Raw genomic sequence first — 8,091 nt, 5'->3', positions numbered from 1 at the left:
GGCGATCAGTAAAGATATGGATACTTGTTTTTCGAACGCTCCGAGATATCTGAAGTCTCTCCGCTTTCGAAAAACAATAAAGGGTGAGGTGTACTTTAATTTGAAAAGCTTTTTCATAGATGACAAACATACAAGGACTTAGCGTGAACGATACCTTACTCCAGATCAACAACATCAGTGTCGTTTATTCCGATGTAATCCAGGTTTTAAAGGGCGTGTCCCTGTCCCTGTCCGAGGGGCGGATCGTCTCGCTTCTGGGCAGCAACGGCGCGGGGAAAACGACGACCCTCAAGGCCATTTCCGGTCTCCTCAAACCGGAAAACGGCGAGGTTACCGACGGCGTCATTACGTTTGACGGTATCAATATACAGAACCAGCCTCCTGAAGCGATTACCCGTCTGGGGATCATACAGGTTCTGGAAGGCCGTCAGCCCTTCAAGTACCTGACCATCGAGGAAAACCTCCGAGTCGGCACGGCGACCCGGAGCGGCGAACCCTACAAAAAGGATCTGGAGCTGGTTTACCATTATTTCCCGGGACTGGTGAAACGAAGGAAGGCCCTTGCCGGGTATTGCAGCGGCGGCGAACTGCAGATGCTCGTCATGGGACGGGCCCTCATGGCGAACCCGAAACTCCTGCTGCTGGACGAACCTTCCCTTGGGCTCGCGCCCCGCATTGTCCGGGAGATCTTCCAAATTATCGACCGAATCAACCGGGAACAGGGGACGACGATCCTGCTCGTTGAACAGAACGCCCGTATGGCCCTCAGGATTGCCCATTACGGCTACGTCATGGAAAACGGCAAGATCGTCATGGAAGGAACCTCTGAAATACTGACATCCAACCCCGATGTGAAGGAGTTTTACCTGGGGATGGGTGCGGCGGACAAGACGAAAACCTACGAAAACGTCAAATCCTACCGACGGAGAAAACGCTGGCTGTAGGGAAAGGAGCGGCTATGACGGCTTATTTTGATGAAAACGAAACCCAGAGCGTGGAAGACCGCCAGATCCATCAGGGGCGAAGGATGAGGCGGATGCTCCGGGAAGGGAGCGAAAAATCGAAACGCTTCAAGGCCATCCTCGATGGCGCAGGTGTCGATCCGGAGACCTTCCGTTTTCCCGACGACATGGCCAAACTGCCCGTCATCTCAAGGGAAAAACTTGTCGAATGGGAACTGGCCGAACCGCCCTACGGAGGGCTCGACGACCCCGACGCCGAAATCGACCGGATCTTCATCTCCCCCGGCCCGGTTTATGAACCTCATCTCGGCGAAGACGATCCACTCTGGGCCCGGGCCTACAAGGCCGCCGGGGTTCAAAAAGGTGACATTGCCCTAAACGCCTTTTCCTACCACATGGTGGCGGCGGGACTCACCTTCCACAACGGCCTGCGCAAAGTCGGCGCGACGGTCATTCCCTCCGGCGCCGCCGGGCGGGAACAGCAGGTGCAATTGATCCGGGATCTGAAGCCCACGGTCTTTTCGGGCACCCCGAGCTTTCTGATGTCGATCATCGAAAAGGCCGAAGAACTGAATTTCCGGTTCGGGACGGATTTTCGCATCAAGAAGGCCTGCTTCGCCGCCGAACCCCTTTTGCCCAACGTCCGGGAAACCCTGGAGAAGAAATACGGCATCGACACCTACACGATGTACGGGGCCACAGAAGTCGGTGATATCGGCTTCGAATGTGGTGAAAAGAAGGGCTGGCATATCTGCGAGGAGGTGTATGTCGAGATCGTCGATCCCGTGACGGGGCAGGCCGTTCCTCCCGGCGAACTGGGCGAAATCGTCGTCACCCGCTTCAATTCCCTGTTTTTCCTGGTCCGTTTCGGCACCGGCGACCTGTCCCGCCTGATCGCTGAATCCTGCCCCTGCGGCCGGAGTTCCTACCGCCTGGACGGTATCGCCGGAAGGGTCGGGGAAGCCGTCAAGGTCCGGGGCCTGTTCGTCGCCCCCAGCCAGCTCCGGGCGCTCATGAAGGCTTGGCCGGAGGAAGCCCTCCAGATCCTCGTGGACCGTGAGGACGACAAGGACGTCCTCACCGCCCGGCTGTTCTCCCCGGCTTTACCCACCGATGCGTTAATGGAAACGTTCAGGAAAAACTTCCGGGAAACCTGCACCGTCGGCATCGACAAACTGGAATGGGTGGACCGGAAGGAATGGGATGATCAAACGCCCATGATCGTGGATCAGAGGAAGTGGGGGTAAGACGGAAAGTAGTGTGGTGCATTAGCGACAGCGCAATGCACCCGAGAATGCAGGTGGTCGGGTTTTTTTGGACAGGGAATAGGGATTTATAAGTGGGAACCTGCTTTGTTTAGCGTTCATGCCACAGCCTGTTTCTGTGCTTGAGAGTTGAAATAAACCATAGCCGGGGTTTTTCTGTCAAAATGATTGTGCCACCGTTTTTCGTTGTAAAATGTGAAGTAAGTGGCCAACCCACTTTTCAATTATGTCATGGAACTGTAAGCCTTCAGATAAATATCCTCGTATTTGACGCTCTTCCATAACCGTTCGATAAAGACGTTGTCTGTCCATCGACCCTTGCCGTCCATGCTGATGGCAATTCCTCAACGCCATATCCCGATCACTGACCGGAGCCGGTGTGTAATAAATGCCCGATCGCGACAGATCCAGTATCTCGCATTGACGCTTCAAGGGAAGCGCGGTTGGCAGTAGCCAAAAATAGCCGAACAAGCTTTCGGTAGCCGATCCATTCAGGGCTTGGTCGAGAAAAACACCCATGGTGGAATTTTTGCTTGATAGGGATTTTATTTGTCGTATGACAGATCATCTGATAATGTGCGTGATATGAATTTTGTGAGATTCAGATTTCCCCGACTTTTCAAGGAGAGCGCCATTGAATACCCAGACCGATATTCCTCGTTTGGTCCGTGAGCTCCGGGATCGCACCGGCCTAACCCAGGAAAAGTTTGCCGCCAAGCTCGGTGTGACTTTCCCCACCATCAACCGCTGGGAAAATGGCCGCGCCCGGCCGTCACCCCTTGCCATGGAAAAGATAGAGGCGCTTTTGCACAGCATGGGAGACCGGGGCAGCGATCTACTCGCAGAACTCCACGGCGATGAGCCGGTGTAGAAAGGATAGATTACGACGGTGAAGCATACGTTTTGGGAGTAAGACACGATGAGCAAAAGCACGACCAGGGAAATCATCGACCGCATCTTCAAGGAACCGGGCATCAAATACGAACTCACCGCGTTTGAAGCTCTGGGCAAACCAATCCATGAAATTTTAGACATCCAAGCCAAAGCCGTGGATACCGGCCGCGATGCAGGCAAGACCAAGTATTTCCTGAAAAGCCAGGTTCCTTTTTCCTCGGGAAAGGAGGAGATTCAGGTCTATGTGGACAGCGGCAAGTCCGCGCCCGAAGAGATCATCCGCCAGCTATGGGTGTACAAGTTGATGTATCATTACGGTTACCAGCCGGATGAGATCGACCTGGAAAAAAGCGTTCAGTTCGGCACCGAGGTGGGTACCAAAGCGGCCGACATCATCGTGTATACGGATAACACCAAAGAAACCCCTAAGATCATTATCGAATGCAAGAAGCCCAAACGTAAGGACGGCATCGAGCAACTTAAAAGCTACATGAACGCCAAGGGCGCGCCGGTGGCGGTCTGGTCCAACGGCAGCGACAGTGTGATTCTGTACCGCCCCTATCCCAGGGAATTCGACGACACCCTGGTGGATATTCCCCGGCGCGGACAGGAACCCAAGGACGTGCTGGACGCTAAAAGGACCTTGCTGCAGCTCAGAACGGAATTCAACTTCAAAAAGATCGTCCAGTACCTGGAAGAGCTGGTTCTGGCCGACAGCGGCAAGGATGAGTTCAACGAAATCTTCAAACTCATCTTCGCCAAAATATGGGATGAACGCGAGGCCCAGGAAAACCGTAGGGACAAGGTGGTGGAATTCCGCAAGGCCCTGGATCCGGATATCACCTACGACCGCATCAATACCCTGTTTCAAAAAGCCGCCGACCAATGGCCCGGCATCTTCCGTGACGGCGAAGACATCGAGCTGACCAAGCGCCACCTGCAGGTCTGTGTGGGACCGATTGAGGGCGTGCGGCTGCTTGGATCGAACCTGCGGGTCATGGACGATGCGTTCGAGTACCTGCTGCCCACCGAGTCCAAGAAAAAGAAAGGCCAGTTTTTCACCCCCCGCCACGTGGTGGAGATGTGCGTGCGCATGCTCAACCCCAGGCGCAACGAGTATGTCATGGACCCGGCCTGTGGCTCGGCCGGATTCTTATTGCACGCCATGGAGTGGTGCTACCCGGCCGGGGACCACGACAAGCGGGAGCTGCGCAAGTTCAAGTACGCCTCCAAGTACCTGTGGGGCATCGACTTTGAAACCCGCGCAGCCAAAACCGCCCGGGCCTTGATGCTCATTGCCGGTGACGGCCACACCAATATTTTCGGCCCGGATGTGAGCAGCCTGGACCCTAAGACCTGGTACGAAACCGCCTCGGGGCAGGTCCTGATGCACGGGCTGCGGGAAAAGAAACTGACCATCAAAAAGATCCCGGTCCAAGAGACCCTGCGGGACGATGACCATGCCTGGGCGTACTTCGAGAACCTGAAGTTCGACGTGATCCTCACCAATCCCCCCTTTGCCGGCGAGATGAAGGACCGCAAGATGCTGGCCCATTACGAGTTGGCCAAGCCGGCTCTCAAACGCGCCAAGGACAAGGCCCCCAAGGAGGAGCGCGACGTGCTCTTCATCGAGAGGGTGCTCAAGATGCTCAAACCCGGAGGCCGGGCCGCCGTCGTGCTGCCTCAGGGCAAGTTCAACAATGCGTCCCTGGCCTTCATCCGCGAGTGGATTCTGAAAAAAGCGCGCCTGCTGGCCGTGGTGGGACTGCACCCTAACACCTTCAAGCCCCATACCGGCACCAAAACCTCGGTGCTGTTCTTGCAGAAGTATACTGAAGAAGCCCTGGCCAAGATTGAAGAAGTCAAGCAGGCAGTGGCCGCGGCCTGCCCGGATTACGAACAACAGGTCAGAGACCTGATCGCCAGGCACCAGTATGATTTTGATGTGCCGGATGAAGCCATTCCCGAGGAGATCGCCGACCTCATCGCGGAAAGCTTTGCCGAGCCGGAACCGGAACTGCCCGACACCGAGCCGGGCGAGCGGGATTATGAACTGGGAGAGCCCGAACGGTTGATGGCCGCCGAAGGCTATCCTGCACTGGAAGAACGGATCAGTGACGCAGAAGATAAACGCGACAGTCTCAAGGCGGAATTGATCCGGGCCAAGCAGAGGCTCGACGACCTCGCCAGCGACGTCGAGGCTCTCCAGCAGCAGCACAAAATGGAGATCGAGGCCATCGTCCAACAGTGGGAAGGCGCCAAGCGCGAGTTACAGGCTCATCTCAAACCGATCAAGTCAGAGCACAAAACGGCCGTGAAAAGGCTCAAGGACAAGCAGAAAATCAAAGAGCGCAGCTGCAAGATCGAGATCAAAGCTCTGGAAAGGGCCATCCCCGAAGCGGAGACCGCGGTCAAACTACTCAGCAACAAGGGCAAGTTGGAGCTGATCCTGGAGGACCCGGACCTGATCGGAACATTGAAGGAACGCTGGATCGCGGCTGAAGCGGCCCAGCGCCTGGACTACCCGATCTTTATGGCCGTGAGCGAGCGCGGCGGCAAGAACAACTCCGGTGATTACGAGTACCGGGTGGATGAAGACGGCCATCTGGTGGAGTTTCCCGACGGCCACCCCCAGGAAGGCCAGCTCGTGGTGGATCAGGACTTGGTCAATTACGACCTGACGTCGGCGGATCTGGCGGATGCGTCCTCAATCCCCGAGGAAAAACTCTGTGTGGCCGAGGCTTTTGTACGCTTTGCCCAGGAGCAGGGGTTTGATTTCTGGGAGGTGGGGTGATGGCGGTTTGGAGCCAGGCTCAGTACTTTGATGTCATAGCACGTGGACGTATGGATGGAGAATATCATTCACATGACGGAGGTCACGTAGAAAGCCGCTTGGTTAGATCTGGAATTGAACTCACTAGGTTGAGAGATTGTTGTGATAGGATTACAAGCGGCCACACCCCGTTAAGGCACGATTTAACTCGTGGAGAAGTCTTTTTTATTACAGTCGAATGTGTCTCTCCTCTGTTAATTGATTACAGCCTTTCTAAAAGAGTTCGAAGTATTCATTATTCAGGAGAGTTGAACCGAGTAGCGCTTGCCAAAGATAGTGTCGTGGTCACAATTAAACGTAGAATCGCCCAAGCTTCGCCATGTTACAACCTTAAGGGGGATACTGTTGTTAACCAAGACGTTGCTGTTCTGAGACTTAAAAATGGATGGAATCCAGGATACATCGCAGCTTACCTGATTTCAAATGTGGGTCAAAAACTCGCTGATCGCGAGCGGACCGAACAGATGAACCCATATTTGCCCGTAAACAAACTGAGTAATCTTTTAGTTCCAAGAATAAATATAGAATGCCAGCGAAATATAGATGAATTAGTCAAAGAGAGATTTAAGTGTTTGGGTGAGTCAGAAAAGGCATATTCTCAAGCCCAAAACCTCCTTGAATCTGAGCTTGGCCTAGACAAGCTGAAGTTCAAAAAACCGGTGGGCTACACGGCGCGGTTTAGCGACACACTTACCAACGGACGATTTGATGCTGATTATTATCACCCGCAATTTGCCGCCACTCAACAAACGGTTAAAAACTACCCAAATGGCTACGAACCACTAAGTAGTATTGCAGCAGCGTTAAAGCCGAATATTGACCCTGCACAAGCCCCCAACCAGCTCTACAATTATATTGAGCTTTCAAATATCAACCCTACTTTAGGAACAGTCGATGGCTTTGGAACAATGCTTGGCAAAGATCTCCCTTCTCGTGCTCGTCGTCAAGTGATCAATGGTGATGTACTAGCATCAGCAGTAGTAGGCTCGGTTGATAAAGCAGCTATTATTGATGCTGCCCAAAATGGCTTCTTAGCATCAACAGGTTTTTTTCACTTTCGTCCAATAAGTGTTTCATCCGAATATTTATTGGTGCTTGTTAAATCAAAATGTGTCTGTATGCAGTTCCAACAGCAATCAACGGGCGGCATTCTCAGCGCTGTGCCGGACAGCAGGTTAAGGAATATAATTGTCCCAAAATTGCCAGATAAACTGCAACAAAAGATTCGAGATCTTGTTCTTCAATCACATAGAGCGAAGAAGAGATCGCAAGAGCTGCTGAGTCAAGCCAAAGCCCGCGTGGAACAACTCATCGAGGAGGCAGCGGCGCAATGAGCAGGGAAAAGACCCCCGACAAGGACAATACGCTGCCTGTTCAGAGCCGGATGCTGCTCTACCGCACCGAGGATGGTCGCACGCGAATCGAAGTTCGGGTGCAGGATGAAACCGTCTGGATGACCCAGGTCACAATGGCCGAGCTGTATCAAACAACGCCGCAAAATATTACCCTTCATCTCAAGGCCATCTATCAGGAAGGTGAACTGGACCCGCAAACAACTTGTAAGGAATTCTTACAAGTTCAACCCGAGGGTTCCCGGGAGATTTCCCGGAACCGAAAATTTTACAACCTCTCCGCTATCATCGCCGTAGGATATCGCGTGCGATCCTCCCGGGGCGCCCAGTTCCGCCCTTGGGTTCTGGATTGGGCGGTCTGCAGTGGCGCCGGGTCAAAGCGATGATCGAGGCGATGTTTGAGGAAATGCCGGACGTTCGGGTAAAGTTTTACGAACCCAAAGGCCGCCCGGAGGCCAAGGAGGGTGCAAATCCATGAAGTTATCCCAAGAAGACCAGCAATTGCTCGATGAATTGTGCCGGCAAAGTAATGTGAGCCAGGCCAAGGTGCGCAAGCTGCTGGAAACGGTTTTGGATTATGAAGTCAAGGAACGGCGTACCGGCGTCTATGATGCCTTGCGGGAGGTTTTGAAAAGTCGCCCGGCTGCTGAAGGGTGAAATTTGTCATGAACCAGGACATCGACCGCTTTATAAAAGATCCGAACCTTCTGATCGATTTGTGCCGTGATGTCATCAGCCGAATAGACTGCACGCCAGAAAATTCGTATAGCGGTGAGAAAGAGGCG

Annotated in this window: 7 protein-coding genes and 1 pseudogene; 7 read left to right on the top strand and 1 reads right to left on the bottom strand. The window is 53.7% G+C overall.

Annotated features, from left to right (window positions below; all coding sequences use genetic code 11):
- Positions 1–119: 119 nt before the first annotated feature.
- Together GX147_01765 and GX147_01760 are read left to right on the top strand one after the other, a co-directional pair.
- Positions 120–944 carry an ABC transporter ATP-binding protein gene (locus GX147_01765; GenBank protein ID NLN59435.1) on the top strand — a complete coding sequence of 275 codons (825 nt, stop codon included), beginning with the start codon at positions 120–122 and terminating at the stop codon, positions 942–944.
- 14 nt (positions 945–958) lie between these two features.
- The gene (locus GX147_01760) at positions 959–2,209 is read left to right on the top strand and encodes a phenylacetate--CoA ligase (GenBank protein ID NLN59434.1); all 1,251 of its coding nucleotides are present in this window, start codon (positions 959–961) and stop codon (positions 2,207–2,209) included.
- Positions 2,210–2,460: 251 nt separating this feature from the next.
- On the opposite strand, the pseudogene GX147_01755 reads toward GX147_01760, so the two are convergent.
- Positions 2,461–2,562 (bottom strand): annotated as a pseudogene (locus GX147_01755) (transposase).
- Between the two features lie 299 nt (positions 2,563–2,861).
- Between GX147_01755 and GX147_01750 the strand changes: the two are divergent.
- From GX147_01750 to GX147_01730, 5 genes are all read left to right on the top strand, one after another.
- Positions 2,862–3,098: a helix-turn-helix transcriptional regulator gene (locus GX147_01750; protein ID NLN59433.1), complete on the top strand. Its 237-nt coding sequence runs from the start codon at positions 2,862–2,864 to the stop codon at positions 3,096–3,098.
- 48 nt (positions 3,099–3,146) lie between these two features.
- Complete coding sequence (locus GX147_01745; protein NLN59432.1) at positions 3,147–5,915, top strand: N-6 DNA methylase; 2,769 nt, start codon at positions 3,147–3,149, stop codon at positions 5,913–5,915.
- Positions 5,915–7,288 carry a hypothetical protein gene (locus GX147_01740; protein ID NLN59431.1) on the top strand — a complete coding sequence of 458 codons (1,374 nt, stop codon included), beginning with the start codon at positions 5,915–5,917 and terminating at the stop codon, positions 7,286–7,288. The genes GX147_01745 and GX147_01740 overlap by 1 nt, the downstream gene beginning before the upstream one ends.
- Positions 7,285–7,692, top strand: coding sequence for a hypothetical protein (locus GX147_01735; GenBank protein ID NLN59430.1), 408 nt, complete (start codon positions 7,285–7,287; stop codon positions 7,690–7,692). Before GX147_01740 ends, GX147_01735 begins: the two co-directional genes overlap by 4 nt.
- A gap of 88 nt (positions 7,693–7,780) precedes the next feature.
- Positions 7,781–7,963 carry a hypothetical protein gene (locus GX147_01730; protein NLN59429.1) on the top strand — a complete coding sequence of 61 codons (183 nt, stop codon included), beginning with the start codon at positions 7,781–7,783 and terminating at the stop codon, positions 7,961–7,963.
- Positions 7,964–8,091 lie beyond the last annotated feature (128 nt).

Source organism: Deltaproteobacteria bacterium, from assembly GCA_012522415.1.
In the GTDB taxonomy this organism is placed as follows: domain Bacteria; phylum Desulfobacterota; class Syntrophia; order Syntrophales; family JAAYKM01; genus JAAYKM01.
The sequence above is the reverse complement of the archived record's forward strand: the minus strand, read 5'-3'. Positions and strand labels throughout refer to the sequence as shown.

Coding starts and splice junctions, on each gene's coding strand:
- GX147_01765 (NLN59435.1), top strand. CDS start 120: ATGACAAACATACAAGGACTTAGCGTGAACGATACCTTACTCCAGATC.
- GX147_01760 (NLN59434.1), top strand. CDS start 959: ATGACGGCTTATTTTGATGAAAACGAAACCCAGAGCGTGGAAGACCGC.
- GX147_01745 (NLN59432.1), top strand. CDS start 3,147: ATGAGCAAAAGCACGACCAGGGAAATCATCGACCGCATCTTCAAGGAA.
- GX147_01740 (NLN59431.1), top strand. CDS start 5,915: ATGGCGGTTTGGAGCCAGGCTCAGTACTTTGATGTCATAGCACGTGGA.
- GX147_01735 (NLN59430.1), top strand. CDS start 7,285: ATGAGCAGGGAAAAGACCCCCGACAAGGACAATACGCTGCCTGTTCAG.
- GX147_01730 (NLN59429.1), top strand. CDS start 7,781: ATGAAGTTATCCCAAGAAGACCAGCAATTGCTCGATGAATTGTGCCGG.